The organism is Polaromonas sp. (genome assembly GCF_029945685.1).
In the GTDB taxonomy this organism is placed as follows: Bacteria; Pseudomonadota; Gammaproteobacteria; order Burkholderiales; family Burkholderiaceae_C; genus Polaromonas.
The window spans coordinates 292,289-315,356 of the sequence record NZ_JAQSDA010000003.1; the positions used below are offsets into that span (position 1 = coordinate 292,289).

The window sequence follows — 23,068 nt, forward strand, 5'->3', positions numbered from 1 at the left end:
CGCCGGTGAGACAATTCAGGTCATGACCTCAGCCGCCCCCACGACCCCCACTTCCCTGACCCTGACCCGACCGGACGACTGGCACCTGCATGTGCGTGACGGCGATGCCCTGCGCACCGTGGTGCCGCACACCGCGGCGCAGTTCGGCCGCGCCATCATCATGCCCAACCTGCGCCCGCCGGTGACCACTGCGGCGCAGGCCATGGCTTACCGCGAGCGTATCCAGGCGGCCGTGCCCGCTGGCGTGGCCTTCGAGCCGCTGATGACGCTGTACCTGACCGATAACCTGCCGCCCGACGAAACCAAGCGCGCGAAGGACGCCGGTGTGGTTGCGCTCAAGCTTTATCCCGCAGGCGCCACCACCAACAGCGACGCCGGCGTGACCGACCTGCGCAAGACTTACAGGACGCTGGAAGCCATGCAGCGCGAAGGCCTGCTGCTGCTGGTGCATGGTGAGGTGACCTCGCCCGAGATCGACCTGTTCGACCGCGAGGCGGTGTTCATCGACACCCAGCTGATTCCCTTGCGTCGCGATTTTCCGGAACTGAAAATCGTGTTCGAGCACATCACGACGAAAGAGGCCGCGCAGTATGTGCGCGACGCCGGCCGCTTCACCGGTGCCACCCTCACTGCGCACCACCTGCTCTACAACCGCAACGCCATTTTCACCGGTGGCATTCGTCCGCATTATTACTGCCTGCCGGTGCTCAAACGCGAAACCCATCGTGTGGCGCTGGTGGAAGCCGCTACCGGCGGCAACCCCCGTTTCTTCCTCGGCACCGACAGCGCGCCGCACCCGGCCCATTTGAAGGAGCACGCCACCGGCTGCGCCGGCTGCTACACCGCCCACGCGGCCATGGAGCTGTATGCCGAAGCCTTTGATGCCGTGGGCGCCATGGACAGGCTCGAAGCCTTCGCCAGCTTCAACGGTGCCGACTTCTACGGCCTGCCGCGCAACCAGGGCAGCATCACGCTGAAGAAGGAAAGCTGGACGCCGCCCGAGAGTTTTGCCTTTGGCGAGGCCGAACTCAAGCCGCTGCGTTCGGGCGAAGCGCTGGCCTGGAAACTGGTGGGCAGCGGGAGTCCCTGATGGAAAGCAAACCGCGCGTTGCGCTGCTGATTGATGCCGACAATTCGCCGGCCTCCAAGATCGACCTGATCCTCAATGAGTTGTCCACCTTCGGCGAAACCAATATCCGCCGAGCCTACGGCAACTGGAAAAAGAGCGAGCTCAAGGGCTGGGAAGAAGCCCTGCACGAACATGCGATCCGTCCCATGCAGCAGTTCGACTACACCAAGGGCAAAAACGCCAGCGACATGGCCATGGTGATCGACGCCCTGGAACTGCTGTACACCGACCGGCCCGACGCTTTCGGCATCGTCTCGTCCGACGCCGACTTCACCCCGCTGGTCATGCACCTGCGCGCCAAGGGCGCCGCCGTCTATGGTTTTGGTGCGCAGAAAACACCCGAACCTTTTGTCAACGCCTGCTCGCGTTTTCTCTACCTCGACAAGCTGCGCCCCATCGCTGCGGCCGATACGCCCGCGGGCGGCCGGGAAGACGCCGAGGCGGTGGCCACCGCGCCCCTGCGCGCCACACCGGCGCAGCTCAAGCAGGACGCCAAACTTGTCATGCTGCTGCGCAATGCCGTGCAGGCCGCTGCCGACGACGAAGGCTGGGCGCGTGTCGGTGCGGTCGGCACGCAGATCGCCAACCAGGCCTCGTTCGACCACCGCAACTACGGCTATGCCACGCTGACCAAGCTGCTGGTGGCCTCGCAGCTGTTCGACATCGTCGATGAAGGCAAGTCCACGGTGATGGTGCGCGACAAGAGGTTGTCCCGTCCGGCCGCCAGGAACGGATGAACGCAGACGCGCCAACTGGGGCCTGGCCGGTGGACTGGGCGCGCCCCTGGCTGTGCCCCTGGCGCGAACCCGGTGAGCGCGTGGCCCAAGCCATCGCAGCCGGTGCCGCGTGTCATGAGGCGCTGAACCGCGAGTCCGCCGCTCCGCGGCGTTTTGTGCCGCAGTCGGCCTTGCCCGACGGTCAGGCCTATGAGCACTTTATTTTTGAAAGCGGTACCGTCCCGACGCGCGACAACCTGCACGACTTCTTCAACGGCCTGTGCTGGATGCGTTTTCCGCTGACCAAGAAAAAACTCAACCAGCTGCAGGCCGCAGAAATCGCCGCGGCCGGGGTGGCGCCGCTGCGCGGGCCGGTGCGCGACGCGTTGACGGTGTTCGACGAAAACGCCGCCTTTCTGTCGGCGCCGCCGCCGCTGTGGGAGGCGCTGGCCGGGCGCGACTGGCAGCGCCTGTTTGTCGAGTTGCGCCCGCTCTGGCAGCAGGCGCAGCTGGTGCTGTTTGGCCATGCCCTGCTGGAAAAGCTGGTTTACCCACGAAAACCGATCACAGCCCATGTCTACCGGGCGCAACCAGCTATGAATTCCATAGCGGATCTGGACGCCTGGGTGGCCGCCGACCTGAGCGCCGACAAACTCGCGGCCAAACCTTTTCTGCCCTTGCCGGTGCTCGGTGTGCCGCTCTGGTGGCCGGAGAACGAGAACTTTTCCTTTTATGATGACTCTTTCGTATTCCGCCCGCGCCGGTGAACAACACCCAGTAAAAAATCCTGCGCTTGATTTGGGCTGAACTCTCCCCATTTGCCCGCAACAGTCCCTTTTTTTTGCGGCACTTGTTTTTACCGACCTCTACGGAGCATCCATGAAGCGTATTTTTCTATTTGTCATGACCAACCTCGCCGTTGTGGTGGTGCTGGGCATTGTCGCCAGCCTGCTGGGCGTCAATCGCTACCTCACGCCGCAAGGGCTGAACCTGGGCATGCTGCTCGGTTTTGCCGCGGTGATCGGTTTTGGCGGCGCGATCATCTCGCTGCTGATCAGCAAGCCCGTGGCCAAGTGGAGCTCGGGTGTGCGCGTCATCAACGAGCCGCAAAATGCCGACGAAGCCTGGATTGTCGAGACCGTGCGCAAGCTGGCCACCACGGCTGGCATCGGCATGCCGGAAGTCGGCATCTTCGAAGGTGCGCCCAACGCCTTCGCCACCGGCGCTTTCAAGAACTCGGCGCTGGTTGCCGTCTCCACCGGCCTGCTGCAGGGCATGACGCGTGAAGAGATCGAAGCCGTGCTCGGCCATGAAATCGCCCACGTGGCCAACGGCGACATGGTGACCATGACGCTGATTCAGGGCGTGATGAACACCTTCGTGGTGTTCCTGAGCCGCGTGATCGGTTATGCGGTGGACAGTTTTCTGCGCCGCGGCAGCGACAGCAACTCCGGCCCCGGCATCGGTTATTACGTCAGCACCATCGTGCTCGACATCGTGCTCGGTTTTGCCGCCGCCATCGTGGTGGCCTGGTTCTCGCGTCACCGCGAGTTCCGCGCCGATGCCGGTGCCGCGCAGCTGATGGGGCGCAAGCAGCCCATGATCAACGCGCTGGCCCGCCTGGGCGGCATGGTGCCCGGCGAGTTGCCCAAGAGCGTGGCGGCCTTCGGGATTGCCGGCGGTATTGGCAAACTGTTCAGCACCCACCCGCCGATTGAAGAGCGTATTGCCGCGCTGCAGAACGCGCAACCCGGTCAGGTTTGAGCTGGTTTGCTCCCTCTCCCCTTGGGAGAGGGCAGGGGTGAGGGCGGCGCGGACCTTCGGGCAACCCTCACCCTAACCCTCTCCCGGCGGGAGAGGGGACTAAGCGGGAGGCGAGCAGTTGACGATGCTCAGCGCCACCGCCTCGGCCACCTCGATGCCGTCCACGCCCGCCGACAGGATGCCGCCGGCGTAGCTCGCGCCTTCGCCGGCCGGGTACAGGCCCCGCACGTTCAGGCTCTGGAAATCGTCGCCGCGCGTCATGCGCAGCGGTGACGAGGTGCGGGTTTCGACGCCGGTCAGCACCGCATCAAACATGTCGAAGCCCTTGATCTTCTTGCCGAAGGCCGGCAGCGCCTCGCGCATGGCCGTGATGGCGTAGCCGGGCAGGGCGCTGGCCAGGTCGGCCATCAGCACGCCAGGCTTGTAGGAAGGTTCCACGCTGCCAAGCTGCGTCGAGGCCTTGCCGGCGACAAAGTCGCCGACCAGCTGGCCGGGCGCTGCGTACGTGCCGCCGCCCAGCGTGAAGGCGTGCGATTCGAGCTGGCGCTGGAAAGCAATGCCGGCCAGCGGCCCGCCCGGGTAGTCGGCCGGGGTGATGCCGACCACGATGCCGGCGTTGGCGTTGCGCTCGTTGCGCGAGTACTGGCTCATGCCGTTGGTCACGACACGGCCCACTTCGGAGGTCGCCGCCACCACGGTGCCGCCCGGGCACATGCAGAAGCTGTAGACCGAGCGCCCGTTGGCCGCATGGTGCACCAGCTTGTAATCGGCCGCGCCCAGCAGCGGGTGGCCGGCGTGCTGGCCGAGCCGCGCGCGGTCGATCAGGCCCTGCGGGTGTTCGATGCGAAAGCCGATGGAAAACGGCTTGGCCTCCATATAGACGCCGCGCTCGTGCAGCATGGCAAAGGTGTCGCGTGCGCTGTGGCCCAGGGCCAGCACCACATGGTCGGCGCGCAACTCGTAGCTGCCGCCGTCCTGCAGGCTCTGCACGGTCAGGCCGCGTATCTGCCCCTGTTCGATCAGCACATCGCTGACACGCTGCTGGAAGCGGATCTCGCCGCCCAGCGCCGTGATCTGCTCGCGCATGTGTTCCACCACCTTGACCAGCTTGAAGGTGCCGATGTGCGGCTTGCTGACCAGCAGGATTTCCTCCGGCGCGCCGGCCTTGACGAACTCCGTCATGACCTTGCGGCCCAGGAAACGCGGGTCCTTGATCTGGCTCCAGAGCTTGCCGTCTGAAAACGTCCCGGCGCCGCCTTCACCGAACTGCACATTCGACTCCGGGTCCAGCACGCCCTTGCGCCACAAGCCCCAGGTGTCTTTGGTACGCTCGCGCACCTTCTTGCCCCGCTCCAGCACGATGGGCTTGAAACCCATCTGCGCCAGCAGCAGGGCCGCAAAGATGCCGCAGGGGCCGAAGCCGACAACGACGGGACGCACGGCCGGTGCGCTGTCCACCCGGGCCACCAGGTGGTAGCTCTGGTCAGGCGCGGGGCGGATGTGGGGGTTGGCTTCAAATTGCTGAAGCAGCCGGTTTTCCAGCGCGGGGCTGGCAAGCTCGACGTCGGCGATGTAGACCAGCAGCAGCTTCTGCTTGCGTGCGTCGTAGCTGCGTTTGTAGATGCGGTGGCGCAGCAGCTCGGCAGGCTGGATGCCCAGCGTCCTGGCAATCAGTGCGGGCAGCGCGTCTTCGGGGTGGTCAAGCGGAAGCTTGAGCTCGGTCAGGCGGATCATGGGGGTTCCCTCGTGGATCTGTATTTCGGATCTATCGGGCATTTTAAGCCCCTGGCCCAGAAGGGGTGGGCGCAAGCAGCTATCAAATCAGTAGCAATCGATTTGCCGGGATAATGGGGGGGTGAAGCACGCCAGACTGCCGCTGGTGCAAGGGTGGAAACACCGCACTGGAGGAAGGTCCGGACTGCATAGGGCAGCGTAGCAGCTAACGGCTGTCCACCGTGAGGTGAGGATCAGAGCTACAGAGACGAGTCGGACCGGGGCAACCCGGGACGGGTGAAACGAGCAATCTCTACGCGCAGCAATACCAAGTAGGCACACGTTGACGGGGCCCCCGGAGTGTGCGGGTAGGTAGCACCGAGCCGTCTGGCGACAGACGGCCCAGATTAATGGCAGTCACGGGGCGGCGACCGCAAGGAAACCGTCCCGCACAAAATCCGGCCTATCGGCGGGCTTCACACTTTTTTTGCTTGACCCTTCCGCTGTCATCCCGGACTTGATCCGGGATCCATGTTGGTTGGCTCGTGCTGTGTGGTGTGCCTGCTGGCCGGGTCTCGCCCCGGCGGGCGAGTTACTTTTCTTTGTCTCGCCAAAGAAACCTAACGAAAAGAAAGGCGACCCGATGGTCTGGGTCCCTTCGCTTCGCTGCGGGCAACCTGCGGTGCTCACCGAAAATGGGGTCGAGCTCGAACTCGGCTATCGCCTCAGACAATCGCTCGCCCTGATCCATTTTCGGCTGCGCTCCTCGGCCCAGCCCGACGGGTGGGGCACCAATCAATGCGGGGGCGAAATCCGGAAGCCGTGTTCAGCCCGCATCAGGTTTCTACAAATTAAACAAACCCTGCGCCTGAATCCGCTCCACATGCGCCAGCAGCGAACGTTTGGCCACCGGCCAGATGCGCGGGTTTACATCGTCATAAGCTGAAGCCACCCACTCGTCCATGCTGCCTTGCGGCTGTGCCTGCATCACGCCGATGATCTTGGCCTCGCGTTTGAGTCGGTGGGCCTTGAGCTGGGCGATGACGGTTGTGGCCTCCCCCAGCACATGGCCGTGCGCCGGCGCGATGAACGCTATGCCGTGTTCGTCGCAAGCCGCGGCTAGCACATCCAGCGAATCGAGGTAGGCGTTCATGTTGCCGTCGGGCGGGTCCACCACCGTGGTGCTGCCGTTGAGGATGTGGTCGCCGCTGAACAGAATGCCGTCTTCCACCAGCACCAGGCACAGATGGTTGGCCGCGTGGCCGGGGGTGTGGATGACCTTCAGGGTATGGCTTATTTCGCCCTCGGGCCCTTGCCCCATAAGCGCGAGCAGCTCCTGATTTAATAGCGCGCGGTCCGGTGTGAACTGGCTGGCGGCGCGGGCTGTCGGCGCCGAGGGCAGGCCCAGGATGGGGGGTGCATTGCTGCACATGGCCTGCAGCGGTTTGGCGCCGGGCGAATGGTCGGCGTGGGAGTGGCTGCACACAATCATGCGGATGTTGCCGCCCGCGGCGCGCCACAGCCGCTGCAGGTGGTCGGTGTCGGCCGGGCCGGGATCGATCGCGATGTAGCCGGTGGCCGGGTCGCCGACCAGGTAGCTGTTGGTGCCGGGGCCGGTCATCACGCCGGGGTTGGGCGCGGTCAGTCGCATCAGGTTCTTGAGCAGGGACACCGGTTGTGCGGTCTGCCAGTCCAGTGTGTGCACCATCTGCCCGTCAGGGCTGGTCAGGGCCAGTTCGCCATAAGGCGCCTCGTGCTCCATGTAGCGCGCTTCGGCGCCGGCCAGAAAACCGGCGCGCGGGCAGGAGGTCCACAGCGGCTGCTCGGACGCGGCGCAGGCCTGCAGCACCGCGTCCACCGTGTCGAAATGCTGCAGGCGCTGCAGCGTGCGTATGGTCGGGAAGATGATGAAAAAACTGCCGGCCTCGTGGCGCGCCAGGGCATCGGCCGGCCGCACCCAGACCGGCTCGAACTGTTCGCTTTCGTCGGCCACTGGCTCCTGGCCTTCGGGCATGCGCGCGACGAGAAAGGGCACGTCAAAACGGCGCGGCAGGTCGCGGTCAGTGACCCAGTGGGCCAGCACAAAGACCTGGTCACCGGCCAGTGTCAGGCCGCGTTCGCGGCACTGCGCGGCAAATGGCGCAGTGCGGCTCAGGGCCGCAATGTCGGCGGTTGTGGCGTGGCTGCCGTCAGCGTGGCGGGCCAGCAGCACGCCGAGTTCTTCAAAACTTTCGCGGATGGCGGCAATCGCCTGCGTCAAATGCAGGTCGGTTTGTGTCGCGCGGCGGGTGGACTGGTCATGCGCTAGCGCATCGGCCGCGTCGATGCCCCCGCCGGGGAACACGTAGGCGCCGGGCGCAAAACTGGCCGTCATCGAACGCCGTGTCATCAGGATTTCGATGCCCCTGGCACTGTCGCGCAGCAGCAGCACGGTGGCGGCAGGGCGGGTGGGCGCGGGTTCGCGCTGCGGGTAAAGGAGTTGGGTGGGTCGGACCATGGGCTGATTTTGCAGCGAAACGGTGGGTGGCTGCTGGCGTCGCCCATGGCGGGCCGGCATTGGTAGCATGCTAAGTATTAACCGCAATGGCGCCTGGACGGCCGCTTGCTGATACTGGTCTTCACTTTATTTGCAGGATGTGAACCATGAAGCAGTGGATTTCCCGAACCGCCCTGGCCATGACGGCCGCCGCGCTGTGCGCCAGCCCCCTGAGTGCCATGGCGCAAGCCTGGCCCGCCAAACAACCGATCAAATTTGTAGCCGTGTTTCCGCCCGGCGGCTCGGTGGACCAGGTGGCTCGCATTCTGGCGGTGCCGCTGTCGCAGCAGCTCGGCCAGAACATCATTGTCGAAAACAAGGGCGGTGCCTCGGGCTCCATCGGCACCGCGGCGGTCGCTGCCGCGCCGGCCGACGGTTACACCTTTGCCTTTGTGTTCGACACCCACGGCGTCAACCCCAGCCTGATTCCCGGCCTGCCGTTTGACACCCGCAAGGACCTGGCGCCGGTCACGCTGATCGGAACCTCGGCCATGGTGCTCGCGACTTTCTCAGGTTCCGAGTACAAGACCTTTGCCGATGTGGTGGCCGCAGCCAAGGCCAAAAAGAACGTCAACTACGGCAGCATAGGCTCCGGCAGCCTCGGCCACCTGGCGATGGCGCTGCTGGCCAAAAACGGCAACATCGACTGGCAGCACATTCCCTACAAGGGCGGCGGCCCCTTGATGACCGACGCTGTCGCTGGTCATGTGCCGCTGTCGATTGGCTCGGTGTTCGTGACCAAGCCCCACATCGACAACGGCCGCCTGCGCCCGCTGGCGGTGACCACCAGCAAACGCTCGCCCGAGTTGCCCAATGTGCCAACGGTGGCTGAAAGCGGTTTTGCCGGCTTTGATGCACCCGCCTGGTGGGCTATTCTGGCGCCGGCCAAAACCCCGCCCGAAGTCCTCAAGCGCATGAACGAGGAAGTCAACAAGGCGCTGAAAAACCCCGAGATCGCCAAAAAACTCAGCGCCCAGGGCATCGAGATCGTCGGCGGTTCCTCCGAGTCGGCCCGCGTCTTCATCGACAAGCAGATCGACACCTGGGCCAAGGTGGTGAAGGACAATGGGATCAAGGCGGATTGAACATCACCGCTGGATGACGAAAGGGCCTGCGACTTTGTCGGCTTCAATATACCTGCGCATGGATACCGCGCCTTGACGTAATCTGATGAATTCAAAGGTGTTTTTCAATCGGCAGGCGCCACGTTATCTGACTGGCCGCCATGTTATTCCGCAGTTTTGCGGGATATATCAAAATTAGGCCTCTTGGAGGGGAATGCAACACCTCACAGTCCGACCCGCCGTTGCATCTGAGCAGAAGGCGCTCGAAGCGGTTCAGTGGCGAGCCTCGCTGAACAATCCTGGAGACCGAGAGCACTTATTGGCGAATCCTGATGCCATTGAACTCCCTCTTGCCCAACTCGAGGCCGGTGGTGTCTTCGTGGCAGAAGTGACCGGTTCAATCAAGGGATTCGCTGCCATTCTTTCTCGCGAAGATGGAGACGCAGAGCTAGATGCACTCTTCGTCGAGCCAAGAGCTTGGCGGCAAGGGGTTGGCCGCGCCTTGGTCGACCACTGCTTCTCTGCAGCAACAGCTTCGGGAGCTACCTCGCTACACGTCGTGGGCAACCCCCACGCAGAAGCTTTCTACATTTCGTGCGGGTTCAGAACGGTCGGTACCCAGCAAACGCGGTTCGGTGTCGGCTTGCTCATGAAGCGAGGTTTGCCGTGAACTTGGTCGCTGCCTTTTGCCGCGAGAGGCCTAACCCTTCGTATATGGACTCCCCCACAAACGCAAGAAACTGACTAATAGATTGGCTGTTGGGGAAGCGCCTGCAGTCGTTGTCCCCGCATCCATAGGCTCTCCCGCAGTCACTGCAATCCTTGCAGCAACTCCAAAGTTGGATAACCATCCGCCGGCAAGCCCACACTACGCTGGTAAAGCCGAATGCCGCCTTGCGTAGCCGGGCCCACCACGCCGTCGGGCGTGCCGCTGTCGAAGCCGCGTGCATTCAGCGCCGTCTGTAGCGCCAGCAACTGGCTGCGCGACAGCGGGGGCACATCACGCGGCCAGGCGGACTGCACCGCGGGGCCGCCGGCCAGGGCCTGCGCCAGCAGGCTGACGGCGAGCGCATAACTGGTCGAGTTGTTGTAACGCAGCAGGGTACGGAAGTTGGGGCCGACCAGGAAGGCCGGCCCGCGCGCGCCGGCTGGTAGCAGGATGGCGCTGTCGGCCAGGGCGGGTAGCGGCGCACCGTCCACAGTCCGCACGCCCTGGTCTGCCCAGACCGACGCCGGTTGCCGCGTTGCCGCATCAGCGAGCCCGTGGTCGAAGCCCGGTGGCAAACGCACCTCCAGTCCCCAGAGCTGGCCGGCCTGCCAGCCGGAACGGGCCAAAAAGTTGGCGGTCGAGGCCATCACGTCGGGCAGGCTGCCCCAGATGTCGCGCCGGCCGTCGCCGTCGGCATCCACCGCATAGGCCAGAAAGTTGGTGGGCAGAAATTGCGTCTGGCCCATGGCGCCGGCCCACGAGCCGATCATCTGCGCGCGTTCAATGTCCCGGTTCTGCAGAATTTTCAGTGCTGCGAGCAACTGGCTCCGCGCCCAGGCCTCGCGCCGGCCCTCGAAACCGAGCGATGCCAGGGCGGCGATGGTCGGGATGTCGCCGGTGTTGCTGCCGTAGTTGCTCTCCAGGCCCCAGATCGCCGCCAGGATTTCTGCCGGCACACCGTAACGCGCTGCAGCGGCATCGACCGCAGGGCGTGCTTGCAGCAGCCGGTCCTGGCCGCGGATGACGCGCTGCGGCGACACCGCGCTGTCGAGGTAGTCCCAGACCGCGCGCGTGAACTCGGGCTGGGCGCTGTCCAGCTCGGTCACGCGCGGGATGAAACGAATACCCTCGAAGGCGCTCTGCAGCGTGGCGTCGGTGATGCCGGCCGCGCGTGCGCTGGTGCTGAAGTCGGCGATCCAGCGTGCAAAGCGCTGGTCGCGCTCGGCGTCGTCGGGCGCGGCAGGTGCGGCGCTGCTGCCTGCCGGCGGCGTCTGTGCGCCGGCCGACAGCGTGGCGCCGCCTGCGGCCAGCGTAAAAATTGTCAGCAGCGTGGGCGCCACGCGCAAGAGGGCGGGCACCGGAAAACGGGGACTTGTTTTTTTCATGCTGTTGATTTTCTTCCCCTGATCGATGCAGGGAACTCCGGTGCAGTCAATACCCATGCCCCGCGGTGCGGGGGACTTGTTCTAGGTATGGTCTTCCGGGGACACGCCCAGTGCCACCAGAAAACGCGCCACCATGTTGTAGGTGGCGATCGCGCTGGTCAGTTCGACCAGTCCGGTGGTGTCGAAGTGCTGGCGCAGGGCCTCGAACACGTCGTCGCTGACCTTCACGTCCAGCGTCATCTGCGCGGCGTAACGGATCACCAATTGCTCGACCGCGCCCAGCGCTGGGTGGGCTGCCGAGGCGCGTGCATCGGCTTTCACCAGGGCATTGAGCGCATCGAGTTCGGCCTGGGTGCCGCCGGCCGTCAAAAAGTCAGGCGCGTGGTGTTTGTATTCATAGGCCGCGCCGGTCAGCAGCGCGACGGTGCAGATGCCCAGCTCGCGCAGCTTGCGGCTGGTGGGCAGGCCGGTGCGCACCGCGCCCAGGTACACGTTCCAGCCGCGCGCCAGCGGCTCGCTCCAGAGCAAAGCCTTGTCGAGGTTGATCAGGGTGCCGCCGCGGCGTTTCAGGACGGCGTCGACGAGGTCCTGCGGTTGGGGCTTGAGGGCGGGCGTCCAGTCGGGAATGCGCATGGTGGGTCTTTCCGGAAGTTGTGCAGGGAGGATGGGAAGGATGGGAAGGAGGGCGGCGCAGCCTCAGCGGATAATGCCCGGATGCTAATCCGATTTACCAAAATGCAGGGTGCGGGCAACGATTTTGTCATGCTCGACGAGACGCAGCGGCGCCTGAACCTGACGCCGGGCCAGTACCGCTTTCTGGCGGACCGCCACTTCGGCGTGGGCGCCGACCAGATTCTGTCGGTGCGGCCTGCGCCGGGCGGAGGGATCGATTTCGAGTACGTGATCCACAACGCCGATGGCGGCGAGGTCGAGCAGTGCGGCAATGGCGCACGCTGCTTTTTGCGCTTTGTGCGCGAGCAGGGCCTGACGGATAAGGATGTGGTCAGGGTCCGGACCCTGGCCGGCGTCATCGAGCCGCGCATGCAGCCGGACGGCCGCGTCACCGTGGACATGGGTGCGCCCATCTTCGAGCTGGCGCAGGTGCCGTTTGATGCCGGCGGTTTGACGCCCGAAGCCGTACATTCATGGCAAAAATGGCCTCTGGCCCTTGAGGGGCGGGCGCCGGCAGCTCCTGTTTTTGTAGCGGTTTTGTCCATGGGCAACCCGCATGCGGTGCAGCTGGTGGCCGACGTGGAGGCCGCGCCGGTGTTGCAGGACGGCCCGTTGATCGAGAACCACGTGCGTTTCCCGCGCCGCGTCAACGCCGGCTTCATGCAGGTGGTGTCGCGCAGCCGGATCCGCCTGCGGGTTTATGAACGCGGCGCCGGCGAAACCCTGGCCTGCGGCAGCGGGGCTTGCGCGGCGGTGGTCGCTGGCATACGCTTGGGCCTGCTGGATGCGCGCGTGGACGTGTTGACCCACGGCGGCACCCTGACCATCGAGTGGCAGGGCGGGCTGGATGCCGCGAGTTCCCCGGTGCTGATGACCGGACCGGCGACCACGGTGTTTGAAGCCGCTATCGACGTTCCCGACCACCTGTAGACTGACCCCCACTGACTGACGGAAACCACAAGAACATGAATCCAAGCGAACACTCCATCCAGAACCCGATCACCGAAGACGACATTGCCAATTTCCTGGCCAACACGCCGGACTTTTTCGAGCGCCATGCCGAACTGCTGGCGACGGTGCAGCTGTCCAGCGGCCACGGCAGCCGGGCGGTGAGCCTGCAGGAGCGCCAGGCCGGCATGTTGCGCGACAAGATCAAGGTGCTGGAGTCCCGGGTGGTCGACATGATCCGCCACGGCCAGGAGAACGTGGGTATTGCCGACAAGCTGCAGCAGTGCACGCTGAATCTGCTGCTGACCGCGCATGCCCGCGACCTGCCCGACACCATCGTGCGCGAGATCCAGACGCAGTTCGCGGTGCCGCAGGCGGCCATCAAGGTCTGGCACGTCAACGGTATTTTCTCGATGGAAGATTTTTCGACCGGCGTCAGCGAAGACACGCAAGCCTTTGCGTCCTCGCTGACCGCGCCCTACTGCGGCGTCAATTCCGGTTTTGAAGCCGTCAGCTGGCTGCCCGATCCGGCCCAGGCGATGTCGGTGGCGTTGATCCCGCTACGCCCGGGCAAAGCGCCGCAGGCCTTCGGCATGCTGGTGCTGGCCTCGCCTGACCCGGAGCGGTTCAGCAGCAGCATGGGCACCGATTTCCTCGAACGCATCGGCGAGCTGGCCGGCGCAGCCCTGTCGCGCCTGCGGCCCATGGCTGACTAGACCCATGGCCGGGCAGGACGCATCCGCAGTTTTTGCTGAAGCGGCCTTGCCGGCGCCGGTCCCCGACAACGACCCGCTGGTCGAGCGTTACCTCGAACATGTGCGGGTTGAAAAACGCCTGGCGCAGCGTACCGTCGAGCTGTACGCGCTGGATCTGCAAAAACTGCAGGCGAACTGCCGGCAGGCCGGCGTGGCGCTGACCGAAGCGCAAAACATCCACATGCGGCGCTGGGTGGCCCAGATGCACAGCGGCGGGCGCAGCGGGCGCGGCATCGCGCTCATTCTCTCGGGCTGGCGCGGCTTTTACACCTGGCTGGGCCGCGAAGGCCTGGTCAGCAGCAACCCGGTGCAGGACCTGCGCGCGCCCAAGGCTGCCAAACCGCTGCCCAAGGCCCTGAGTGTCGACGAGGCGGTGCAGCTGGCCGCGTTTGAGGGCGCGGACGGGGAAGGCCCGGCGCTGCAGGCGCGCGACCAGTGCATCACCGAGCTGCTCTATGGCTGCGGCCTGCGTATCGGTGAGCTGACCGGCCTGGACGTGGTGGCCAGCCACCAGGCCAGAGGCTGGATTGACCTGCAGGCAGCCGAGGCGCATGTGCTCGGCAAGGGCTCGAAACGGCGCAGCGTGCCGGTCGGCAGCAAGGCGCTGGAAGCCCTGCAGGCCTGGCTTGCCGCGCGCAGCGTCTGGGCCAAAGACGATGCAGCGCTGTTCATCGGCCAGCGCGGCAGCCGGCTCACGCCGCAACACATCCGCGTGCGGCTCAAACAACGCTCGCTGCAGGCCGGGCTGGCCACGCCGGTGCATCCGCACATGCTGCGGCATTCGTTTGCCAGCCATGTGCTGCAGTCCAGCGGCGACCTGCGCGCGGTGCAGGAACTGCTGGGCCACGCCAACATCACCACCACGCAGGTGTACACCCGGCTCGATTTCCAGCACCTGGCCAAGGTGTACGACGCTGCGCATCCGCGCGCCACGGTGGCGGGCCTCAAACCCCCGGGCAAGCAAAAAGGCTGATCAGGTTCTCCGCGGGCGCGGACTTTTCAAGCAGGGGCCGCGGGTCCGGCTTTGCCGGCCCGCAGGTGCAGCGGCTCCCTCGGGGGGGCATCCTTCGACAAGCTCAGGACGAACGGATAAAAAGAAGCGACCGCGCAGGCATCTCTATTCAAGCAGGGGCCGCGGGTCCGGCTTCGCCGGCCCGCAGGCGCAGCGGCCCCCACGGGGGGCAGGGAGCTACACGAAGTGAGCGACCGTGGGGGCGCTATTTGTAATCAGGCAGCAGGAACACCGCGCGTTTGCTCTGCGGCGGCACACCGGCCAGTTTCTGCGCCAGGCGAGCCAGCGCGATCTCGGCGGTCGGGCCCTGGCGCGGCACCAGCGCATAAGCCACCCGAATCTGGGCCGCGCAGTCCTCCGGCAGGCCCTTGTAGGGCATCAGGCAACGGGCCACGATGCGCGGGCCCAGCGTGGCAGCTTCTTCTGCGGAAAACGGGCCTTCCACCAGCATGCCAAAACGCTGCTCCGCCAGGCGTGCCGCGCTGTCGATGTCGCGCGCGGTTGAGAGGAGCCGCTCGGCCACGCGCAGCGGTAATTCCTCGGCGGCCCGGCGCCCGAAGTCGCGCCGGATCTGCTCGCTGTTGACCAGGTCGATCAGCAGCACGGCGCCCTGGTGCCTGAGCCGCTCCGAGCGCGCGATCATGCGCTCCAGGCGTTCGACAAACACCTGCTCGTTGATCAGGCCGGTCGCGGGGTCGACCCGGTCCAGCCCCTGGATCCTGCGCCTGTTCTCGCGGCGCTGCTGGCTGCGCAGGACCAGCACCACCAGCATGGCCGGCATCTGCAGCGCCATGCTCGCCAGCACTCCTTGCTCGGTGGCAAAACTCAGGGGCAGCCACTGCATGTAGCGGGCAATGGCCAGCGCCAGGCTCACGGCAAGCGGGGTGGCGCTCAGCAGCAGCCATCCGCCGAAGCGGTCGCCGCGCCGCCAGGCCCAGAGATCAATCGTCACCATCAACACCGGCACCAGCACCAGATACGGCACTATCAGCGTGATGCGCAGCGCACTGTCGGTGACCCCCAGCGCGACCGAGAGGCCTGCGCCGGCCAGCGCCGCCGCCCACACCAGGAGATTGAGCAAACGCGAGCGCTGCGCCAGCGACACCACGGTGGCATTGAGCAGCAGCAGCGACACCAGCATCCAGGTGGCCAGCACCGCCAGCGAGAGGTCAGTCCAGACCGGCGAGTCGGGCCACAGGTGCAGCCCGCCCACGCCGGTGATGGCCACCTGCGTCAGCCCGATCAGCGCGGAGCACGCCGAATAGTAGAGGTAGGCCCGGTCGCGCAGCCAGAAAGCGCCGGCCAGGCCGACCATGCAGCCCAGCAGCGCCAGACCGAAGTAGACGCCCAGAAACAGCGACACCTGCTGCTCGCTGCGCAACAGGTGCCCCGAGCTGACAAAGCGAATGGGCGCGCTGAAACCCTGGGCGTTTTCAATGCGCAGGATGTAATGCGTCGGGTCCTCGGCATTGAAGTTCACGACCAGCAGGGGGTGGCGATGCGGCGTGGGCCACTGGTTGACCGGTGTCAGGTCACCGGCGCGCTGCTCTATCCATTGTCCGGCGCTGTCCAGCGTGTACAGCGACGCGCGGTCCAGCGCGGGGTAGGGAATTTCAAGCAGCCAGCGCTCCATGTCGGGCGCGGGCGGCACGATGAAACGGATCCACAGCGACTGGCCGGGCAGCAGGGGATAAATGCCGCGCGCCGGGGTCTGCTGCCAGTCCAGATCACGCTGACTGACTACCTGCTCAACCCCCAGCCGGGATTGCGGGTCGATCCAGTAATCGCCCCAGTCGGCCAGCGCAACCGGCTGTCTGTCCGCATCGAGGTCCAACACCGTGCGGGACAACACCGGCAGGCTCGGCAAGAGCAGCAAGAGCAGCATCAGGGCCAGGCAGAACGTCCCCCACCAGCCCCCAGACGAACGAATTCGTGACCTGCTGCCTGCAACATGCGTCGAAATGCCCTTAAAAAACATCAAGTGATTGTCTCAAATTTCTCCGGGGTTTCTTTCAGGGCAGCGGCAGCCGCGACAATAGAGACATGAAATCAATACGGCTGAGAGAAGGCAAGGAACGTTCGCTGCTGCGGCGCCACCCCTGGGTGTTTGACGGTGCGATTGCCCGTGGTGGCGCGGACGCTGGTGAAACCGTGCGGGTTGAAGGGCACGATGGGCAGTTTCTCGGCTGGGCGGCTTTCAGCCCGAGTTCGAAGATTCGCGCCCGCGTCTGGAGTTTTGTCGAGACCGAGCGCATCGATGCTTCGTTTTTTGTAGCGCGTATCGCACAAGCCATCAGGGCAAGAAGCCGGTTTGATATACAAAGTGACGGGATGCGCCTGGTCCACGGCGAGTCCGACGGCTTGCCGGGCCTGGTGGTGGACCGGTATGCCGACACGCTGGTGGCGCAGTTCTCAAGCTGCGGTGTCGAGCGCTGGAAAAGCGTGATTGTCGAAGCCCTGCTGGCGCAAACCGGCTTGAGCCGCCTGTACGAGCGATCCGACGCCAGTGTGCGTTCGCTCGAGGGCTTGCTCGAAGCCACCGGTTGGTTGCAAGGCTCCGGCGACACCGGCATCACGATCACAGAACACGGCTGGCAACTGGGCCTGGACATCGCCACCGGCCACAAGACCGGCTTCTACCTGGACCAGCGCGACAGCCGCCGCAAGTTTGCCGAGCATGCGCGCCGCCTGCAGTTCCAGAACGTCCTCAACTGTTATTGCTACACCGGGGGCTTCACCGTCGCGGCGCTGGCCGGCGGCGCGGCGCATGTCACGTCGATCGATTCGTCCGGCCCCGCGATTGAAAAAGCCGTGGCCAATGTGGCGCTGAACGGCTTTGACGCCGGCCGCACCACCATGCTCGACGCCGATGTCAATGCCTCGATGCGGCAGTTCCACAAGGAAGGCCGGACTTTTGACGCCATCGTGCTGGACCCGCCCAAGTTTGCGCCCACCGTGACCCATGCCGAACGCGCCGCACGCGCCTACAAGGACATCAACCGCATTGCGCTGTCCATCCTGGCGCCCGGTGGTGTGCTGTTCACCTATTCCTGCTCGGGCGGCATCAGCGCCGACCTGTTTCACAAGATCGTGGCGTCCGCGGGCACCGACGCCGGGGTGGACGCCTTCATCACCGAACGCCTGGGCGGGGCTCCCGACCACCCGATGACCGTGAGTTTCCCCGAGGGCGAGTACCTCAAGGGGCTGGTGCTGCTCAAAAAATAAGGCCACGAATAAAAGGTGGCTATAGCCCTTGACGGACGGGCGCAGACAGCTATCAATAACATAGCAAAAAATGCTCACCGGCGCCTCAAGGCTTGACACGGCCTGTACAGTGGTCCGGCAGGCCCCGTGCGGAGTCAATGTGCGCCTCAGGGCCTTGCGTTGACGACTAAACTCCCCACCTTCACGGGTCCACGTCCCTTCTTTTTCCTGTATTTTTCCTGTTTTTTTAGGCAGACACCATGAGTTTGATTCCCGTGACCATCCTGACCGGCTTTCTGGGCTCCGGCAAAACCACGCTGCTCAAGCGCATCCTGACCGAAGCCCACGGCCAGAAAATCGCCGTGATCGAAAACGAGTTCGGCGAGGAAAACATCGACAACGACATCCTGGTCAACGACACCCAGGAAAACATCATCCAGATGAACAACGGCTGCATCTGCTGCTCGATCCGCGAGGATCTTCGCGAAACACTGCAGCTGCTGGCCGCCAAGAAGCGCAAGGGCCTGCTGGACTTCGACCGTGTGGTGATCGAAACCACCGGCCTGGCCGACCCGGGGCCGGTGGCGCAGACCTTCTTCATGGACGAGGAAATCGCCGAACAGTACCTGCTGGACTCCATCCTGACCTTGGTCGACGCCAAACACGCGGCCACCCAGCTCAATGACCGCCAGGAGGCGCGCCGCCAGGTCGGTTTTGCCGACCAGATATTCATCAGCAAGTCCGATCTGGTGGCCGCTGATGAAGTGCAGGCGCTGATGCACCGCCTTAAACACATGAACCCGCGCGCGCCGCAGAAAGCGGTGCATTTCGGCGAGGTGGCGATCGCCGACGTGTTCGACCTGCGCGGCTTCAACCTCAATGCCAAACTCGACATCGACCCGGACTTCCTCAAGGCCGACGAACACGACCACGCCGGGCACGACCATGCCGAAGGCGAACATTGCGACCACCCCTCGCACGCCCACGACCACGGGCATGGCCATCACCACCATCACGACGACGATGTCAAGAGTTTTGTGTTCCGCTCGGAGCGCGCTTTTGACCCGGCCAAGCTCGAGGATTTTCTCGGTGCCGTGGTCAACATCTACGGCCCGCGCATGTTGCGCTACAAGGGTGTGCTGAACATGCAGGGCACCGAGCGCAAGGTGATTTTCCAGGGCGTGCACCAGTTGATGGGCAGCGACCTCGGCCCGGCCTGGGCGGAAGGCGAGCAGAAGAACAGCAAGATGGTCTTTATCGGCATCGATTTGCCGAAAGATATTTTCCTCCAGGGCCTGGAGCAGTGTCTGGTTTGAGGTAGGCTGTCCACACATTGCCTTGAAAGGCGGGAGGGCCTCATGATTGTCTCCATTCTCCAACGGTTAGGCTTTCGGGTCTCCCAGCGTCCCGGTGAGCCGCTACAATCGCGCGCCGACTCCCCTGACCGGTCATCGCCGGCAAAGAGGCAGACAGGGGAAGTCAGGGTAAGTACTGGCCTTGAAATGGCAGGTGCGTCGGCGAACAAACCAGACAATCAGGTAAAAGACAAGGTTGGGCTGACAAAAGTCAGCCTGGCCCGGAGTCAGCATGGGGACCATCCCGAAGCTGCCTCCACGAGGAGACCCAGTGTGAAAGCTCAAACAAAAAAGTCCAAGGTTGCGGTCAAGTCCGCGGGGAAAGCCACGTCAGCCGGCAGCGCCAAGCCCAAACCTGTCACCAAGGTGGTGGCCAGGCCTGCGGCGTCGAAAACCGCAGTGAAAAAACCAGCCCCAGCTGCACCCAAAGCCAAGGCCAAGGTGGTGAGCAAGCCCGTGGTCAAAGCCAAGGTGGTGGCCAAGCCCAAAGCGGTACCCGCCAAAAAAGTCACGCCGGCTGCGAAAAAGCCAGCGCCGGTTGCCAAAAGTCGTCCCGCCGCCAAGGTCGTCAAGTCTGCCACGCCTGTGCGGGCGACCAAACCCAAGCCCATTGTTAAACCCGCGGTCAAAGCCGCCAAACCTGTCACCAAGCCGGCCGCGCCGTCCGTGAAGGCCAAGGCCCCCGCCAAACCTGAAGAAAAAGTCATTATCAAAACGATCACCAAAACGGCGGCAGTCCCCGCCGCGAAAACCCCGCCCAGCCCCGCCAGCATTGCTGCGGCGCCAGCTCCGCTGCAGACACCGGCCCTGAAGCCTGGGCGCCGTGCATCCCTGCGGAACTCCTCTTTTGCACCGCCGCCCGCGCCCATGATTCCGACCCACTCCCCCGACGCTGCGAAAGCCAGCTACTCCACCATTGCCGAGCGGGTGATCGCCCCGCCCCCGCATGTGGCGGCGAAAAAGGACCCCAAGCTTGCCAACAACTGGAAGACGAAAAAGGGCGAAGAGCTGACGGACGAAGAAGTCAAGGCCATGCCGGACTCGGAGTACATGAACGAGAAGCAGCTGGCGTTTTTCCGGCACAAGCTCTCCCTGCTCAAGCAGGACATCCACAACAGTGCCGGTGAAACCACCGAGCATCTGCGGGAAGACACCGTGGTTGTGCCGGACCCTGCCGATCGCGCGACCATCGAGGAAGAACACGCGCTCGAGCTGCGCACGCGTGACCGGGAGCGCAAGCTGCTCAAGAAAATCGAGCAGTCGATCGCCCGCATTGACTCGGGTGACTATGGTTACTGCGACGAAACCGGCGAGGCCATCGGCGTGGGGCGCCTGATAGCCCGTCCAACGGCCAACCTGTCGCTGGAAGCACAGCAGCGACGGGAGCTCAAGCAGAAAATGTTCGGGGACTGACCTTTCCAGTTGCCCACTTCCTCCTGAACCGCTGTTGATGGCCAAAGAAGACACCACACCAGGCTTGCTTTCAAAAGTCGTGAAGTTCGTCCGTAACCCGGCGACGAACTGGTCCGAGCTTGATGGCAAGGAATCGGACCGGGAGGAGGCCCTGAGCAAGCAGATGCTCAAGGAAATGATTGAGCGGAAACGGCGCAACGATTTCGTGCGCAAGCGCGAATTCGACATGCTCCGGAAAATGCGCAAGCGGGAGGCCATGACCGGTCAGGACCCCGGCGCCCGGCCTTCGTTCTTCCAGAGCAGCATGCCGTCCAAGCCCGACGACCGCGCCGTCACCCTGAAGAAGATCGACGAGATCGAAGCCCAGATGTCGATGCAATGGTGGAAAACCAAGCATGGAAGTGCCGCCGCCGGGGCCAGCGAACCTTCTTCACTTTCTGCGGGGACGATGGCCGGTTCGCCGAATCTCAGCACCCATGCCCCGCTCCTGGACAATGCTTTGCCGGCCAGCTACGAGGCTACGGCGCCCAGCGCCCTGACCACGGCCCTGGCCAAAACCAGGTCTGCGGCCATGGCGCCTCAGCCTGCACCTGCGCCCATGATGGACCTGTCTCCAGGCATTGCCGTCACGCCGCCCGCAGCCACGCCCAAGCCGGTTGTACCCAGACCGGTTATTTCTGCAGTCTCCCGCGACGGCGAGTCGTCTGGTTTTTCGTCATCAAAATATTCCGTGGTGGAGGCCTCGGAAGTGGCGCACGACCCGGAACTGGAGGAGGCCTCCATCCGCTTTGCCAACGGCGACGATGCAGGTGCCGAAGCCGGGCTGCTCGAGACGCTGGGTCCCCAGGGAAGCCGGGCCACACATGCAGACACCTGGCTCGCGCTGTTTGACCTGTACCGGGCCACCGGCCAGCATGACAAGTTTGAAAACCTGGCCGTTGAGTTCGTTGGACGTTTCGACCGTTCGGCGCCGCAGTGGTTTTCCATGCCCGAGATGGTGCAGCAGTTGTCCAATCCCGCTGGTTCGGCCAGCCCGGTTACTGCCAATGGACCGGCTGCGGACTGGGTCTGCCCGTCAAAACTCGGCATCCAGACCGTGGCGGCGCTCAGCGCGGCCCTGGCCCGTGCTCCCATGCCCTGGCGGCTTGACTGGAAAAATCTCAAAACGATTGATGAAAACGCGGTTGATTCCCTCTGCAAGGTGTTCAGCGGCTGGGCTGCACAACCGGTACAGCTGCGGTTTATGGGGGAGGGTGAATTGCAGCGGGTGCTGCAGGATGCCACCCCTTCCGGGGTGCGCGATACAGCCCAGGGATGGTGGCAGTTGCGCATGGAGACGCTGCGGGTAACCCAACAGCCCGACGAGTTTGAACTGACGGCCCTCGATTTTTGCGTCACCTACGAGGTGTCCCCCCCCGCTTGGGAGAGTGCGCGCTGCGACTACAAGGCGCTGGAGCCGCGCGGAAGCGCTGTGGCAGGCCAGGCCATCATTGGCGATGTCTACCGCGATTCGGTGCCGTCCAGCCTCAGCAGTGCGCTGGAGGGGGACACCGAGATGGGGGGCAACTCCCAGATGAGCCACCTGTATGCGGTTGAACTGTCGGGCCAGATCGAGGGGGATGCGATTGCCGTCCTCGACAAGCTCGAGGCCAAGCTCATGGGCGCAGACATCATGGTGATTTCATGCGCCAAGCTGATTCGTGTTGATTTTTCTGCAGCCGGGACCCTGCTCAACTGGGTGTCCGCCCGGGAAGCCGAAAATCGCGCCGTGCAGTTCACGGATGTCAACCGTCTGGTGGCCGCGTTCTTCAACGTGATCGGCATCACCGAACACGCCCGGGTCCTGACGCGCGTCGACTAGGGCCTTGCCCCGACCGCGGGGCGCCAAAAAAAGAGTCATTGCTGCCCTGTGCAACACGCACGCTGTCTGCGCCGGTCACAGGCGGGCAGCGGCATGCGTGGCAACCACCATGAGGGGCAGCCCGCCCTCAAGGGTCTGCTTTTCCATCCCCTTTTCCGCACGGCACGGGTGCCGACCTGAGTCCGGCTTCCGTCCGGCTTAAAGCAACACTTTCACTGGATGTTCTAAGTACTTAATTTAGAACGATTTTTAATCGGTGGCTGCTTGCAAAAGTGTTTCTAAGTGCTTGATTTCATTGAAAAAATTTGTAGCAAACCACTTGCATGGCAAAACTTTCCTGCTAAAGTGGGAAAAAGTGCAATTTAGTGGTGAAAAGTGTTCTCTAAAGGTTTTTAACGGTGTTCCAAGGCGCGTCTTCTCTAGCTCTCGATACCAAGGGTCGGCTCTCTGTGCCAACCCGGCATCGTGACGTGCTCAGCGCCACTGCATCGAGCCAGTTGACCATCACCAAACACCCGCACGGCTGTCTCATGATATTCCCGCGCAACGAGTGGGAGAAATTCCGCGAACGCATTGCGTCGCTGCCGATGCAGGCACAGTGGTGGAAACGGATTTTTCTCGGCAATGCGATGGACGTTGACATGGACGCCGCCGGTCGCGTTCTGGTCTCTCCCGAATTGCGTAGCGCGGCAGGCATCAGCCGGGACACGGTGCTGCTTGGCATGGGCAGCTACTTCGAGCTGTGGGATGCGGCGACCTATGCGGCCCAGGAGGCCGAGCAGATGAAGGGCGAAATGCCCGATGTCTTCAGAGATTTTTCATTCTGAAAGAC

Annotated in this window: 19 protein-coding genes and 1 other RNA gene; 15 read left to right on the plus strand and 5 right to left on the minus strand. The window is 64.1% G+C overall.

Annotation, left to right across the window (positions count from 1 at the left end; genetic code table 11):
• The first annotated feature begins 22 nt into the window (after positions 1-22).
• The 4 genes from pyrC to htpX all read left to right on the plus strand — a co-directional run bounded on the left by pyrC (position 23) and on the right by htpX (position 3,609).
• Positions 23-1,090 (plus strand): dihydroorotase, encoded by a 1,068-nt coding sequence (gene pyrC, locus PSV26_RS01700; protein WP_300566892.1) that lies wholly within the window; start codon positions 23-25, stop codon positions 1,088-1,090.
• Positions 1,090-1,866 (plus strand): NYN domain-containing protein, encoded by a 777-nt coding sequence (locus PSV26_RS01705; protein ID WP_300566895.1) that lies wholly within the window; start codon positions 1,090-1,092, stop codon positions 1,864-1,866. The genes pyrC and PSV26_RS01705 overlap by 1 nt, the downstream gene beginning before the upstream one ends.
• A complete protein-coding gene (locus PSV26_RS01710; protein WP_300566898.1) occupies positions 1,863-2,612 on the plus strand; it encodes a DUF3025 domain-containing protein in 750 nt (249 codons plus the stop codon). Before PSV26_RS01705 ends, PSV26_RS01710 begins: the two co-directional genes overlap by 4 nt.
• Positions 2,613-2,724: 112 nt before the next feature.
• Entirely contained in the window at positions 2,725-3,609 is an 885-nt protein-coding gene (htpX, locus tag PSV26_RS01715) for a protease HtpX (protein ID WP_300566901.1), read from the plus strand.
• A gap of 99 nt (positions 3,610-3,708) precedes the next feature.
• Here the strand turns inward: htpX and PSV26_RS01720 are convergent, their stop codons facing one another.
• Positions 3,709-5,343, minus strand: a complete 1,635-nt coding sequence (locus tag PSV26_RS01720; RefSeq protein WP_300566904.1) for an NAD(P)/FAD-dependent oxidoreductase — start codon at positions 5,341-5,343, stop codon at positions 3,709-3,711.
• A 123-nt stretch (positions 5,344-5,466) separates the two neighbouring features.
• Here PSV26_RS01720 and rnpB point away from each other — a divergent pair.
• Positions 5,467-5,804: RNase P RNA component class A (gene rnpB, locus PSV26_RS01725), an RNA gene on the plus strand.
• Positions 5,805-6,166: 362 nt separating this feature from the next.
• On the opposite strand, the gene PSV26_RS01730 is transcribed toward rnpB, so the two are convergent.
• Complete coding sequence (locus PSV26_RS01730) at positions 6,167-7,819, minus strand: MBL fold metallo-hydrolase (protein WP_300566907.1); 1,653 nt, start codon at positions 7,817-7,819, stop codon at positions 6,167-6,169.
• A 146-nt stretch (positions 7,820-7,965) separates the two neighbouring features.
• On the opposite strand from PSV26_RS01730, the gene PSV26_RS01735 reads away from it, so the two are divergent.
• Positions 7,966-8,943 carry a tripartite tricarboxylate transporter substrate binding protein gene (locus PSV26_RS01735; protein WP_300566910.1) on the plus strand — a complete coding sequence of 326 codons (978 nt, stop codon included), beginning with the start codon at positions 7,966-7,968 and terminating at the stop codon, positions 8,941-8,943.
• A gap of 193 nt (positions 8,944-9,136) precedes the next feature.
• Complete coding sequence (locus PSV26_RS01740) at positions 9,137-9,592, plus strand: GNAT family N-acetyltransferase (RefSeq protein ID WP_300566913.1); 456 nt, start codon at positions 9,137-9,139, stop codon at positions 9,590-9,592.
• A gap of 140 nt (positions 9,593-9,732) precedes the next feature.
• On the opposite strand, the gene PSV26_RS01745 is transcribed toward PSV26_RS01740, so the two are convergent.
• Together PSV26_RS01745 and PSV26_RS01750 are read right to left on the minus strand one after the other, a co-directional pair.
• Positions 9,733-11,016: a lytic murein transglycosylase gene (locus PSV26_RS01745; RefSeq protein WP_300566915.1), complete on the minus strand. Its 1,284-nt coding sequence runs from the start codon at positions 11,014-11,016 to the stop codon at positions 9,733-9,735.
• Positions 11,017-11,097: 81 nt separating this feature from the next.
• Positions 11,098-11,649 carry a carboxymuconolactone decarboxylase family protein gene (locus PSV26_RS01750; protein ID WP_300566917.1) on the minus strand — a complete coding sequence of 184 codons (552 nt, stop codon included), beginning with the start codon at positions 11,647-11,649 and terminating at the stop codon, positions 11,098-11,100.
• Positions 11,650-11,730: 81 nt separating this feature from the next.
• On the opposite strand from PSV26_RS01750, the gene dapF reads away from it, so the two are divergent.
• From dapF to PSV26_RS01765, 3 genes are read left to right on the plus strand one after another with little or no spacing between them, the layout of a single operon-like run.
• Complete coding sequence (gene dapF, locus PSV26_RS01755) at positions 11,731-12,618, plus strand: diaminopimelate epimerase (RefSeq protein WP_300566921.1); 888 nt, start codon at positions 11,731-11,733, stop codon at positions 12,616-12,618.
• 35 nt (positions 12,619-12,653) lie between these two features.
• A complete protein-coding gene (locus tag PSV26_RS01760; protein ID WP_300517966.1) occupies positions 12,654-13,352 on the plus strand; it encodes a DUF484 family protein in 699 nt (232 codons plus the stop codon).
• A 4-nt stretch (positions 13,353-13,356) separates the two neighbouring features.
• Positions 13,357-14,364 (plus strand): tyrosine recombinase XerC, encoded by a 1,008-nt coding sequence (locus tag PSV26_RS01765; RefSeq protein ID WP_300566924.1) that lies wholly within the window; start codon positions 13,357-13,359, stop codon positions 14,362-14,364.
• A 244-nt stretch (positions 14,365-14,608) separates the two neighbouring features.
• Here PSV26_RS01765 and PSV26_RS01770 read toward each other — a convergent pair whose 3' ends face one another.
• Entirely contained in the window at positions 14,609-16,288 is a 1,680-nt protein-coding gene (locus PSV26_RS01770; protein WP_300566928.1) for a 7TM diverse intracellular signaling domain-containing protein, read from the minus strand.
• Between the two features lie 158 nt (positions 16,289-16,446).
• On the opposite strand from PSV26_RS01770, the gene PSV26_RS01775 reads away from it, so the two are divergent.
• The 5 genes from PSV26_RS01775 (at position 16,447) to mraZ (ending at position 23,063) form a co-directional block, all read left to right on the plus strand.
• Positions 16,447-17,628, plus strand: a complete 1,182-nt coding sequence (locus PSV26_RS01775; RefSeq protein ID WP_300566931.1) for a class I SAM-dependent methyltransferase — start codon at positions 16,447-16,449, stop codon at positions 17,626-17,628.
• Positions 17,629-17,867: 239 nt separating this feature from the next.
• On the plus strand, positions 17,868-18,923 hold the full coding sequence (locus PSV26_RS01780) for a GTP-binding protein (RefSeq protein ID WP_300517975.1): 1,056 nt from the start codon (positions 17,868-17,870) through the stop codon (positions 18,921-18,923).
• Positions 18,924-19,571: 648 nt separating this feature from the next.
• Positions 19,572-20,375: an RNA polymerase-binding protein DksA gene (gene dksA, locus PSV26_RS01785; protein ID WP_366945951.1), complete on the plus strand. Its 804-nt coding sequence runs from the start codon at positions 19,572-19,574 to the stop codon at positions 20,373-20,375.
• A gap of 37 nt (positions 20,376-20,412) precedes the next feature.
• On the plus strand, positions 20,413-22,236 hold the full coding sequence (locus tag PSV26_RS01790) for an STAS domain-containing protein (RefSeq protein WP_300566934.1): 1,824 nt from the start codon (positions 20,413-20,415) through the stop codon (positions 22,234-22,236).
• A gap of 398 nt (positions 22,237-22,634) precedes the next feature.
• Positions 22,635-23,063: a division/cell wall cluster transcriptional repressor MraZ gene (gene mraZ, locus PSV26_RS01795; protein ID WP_096664631.1), complete on the plus strand. Its 429-nt coding sequence runs from the start codon at positions 22,635-22,637 to the stop codon at positions 23,061-23,063.
• Positions 23,064-23,068 lie beyond the last annotated feature (5 nt).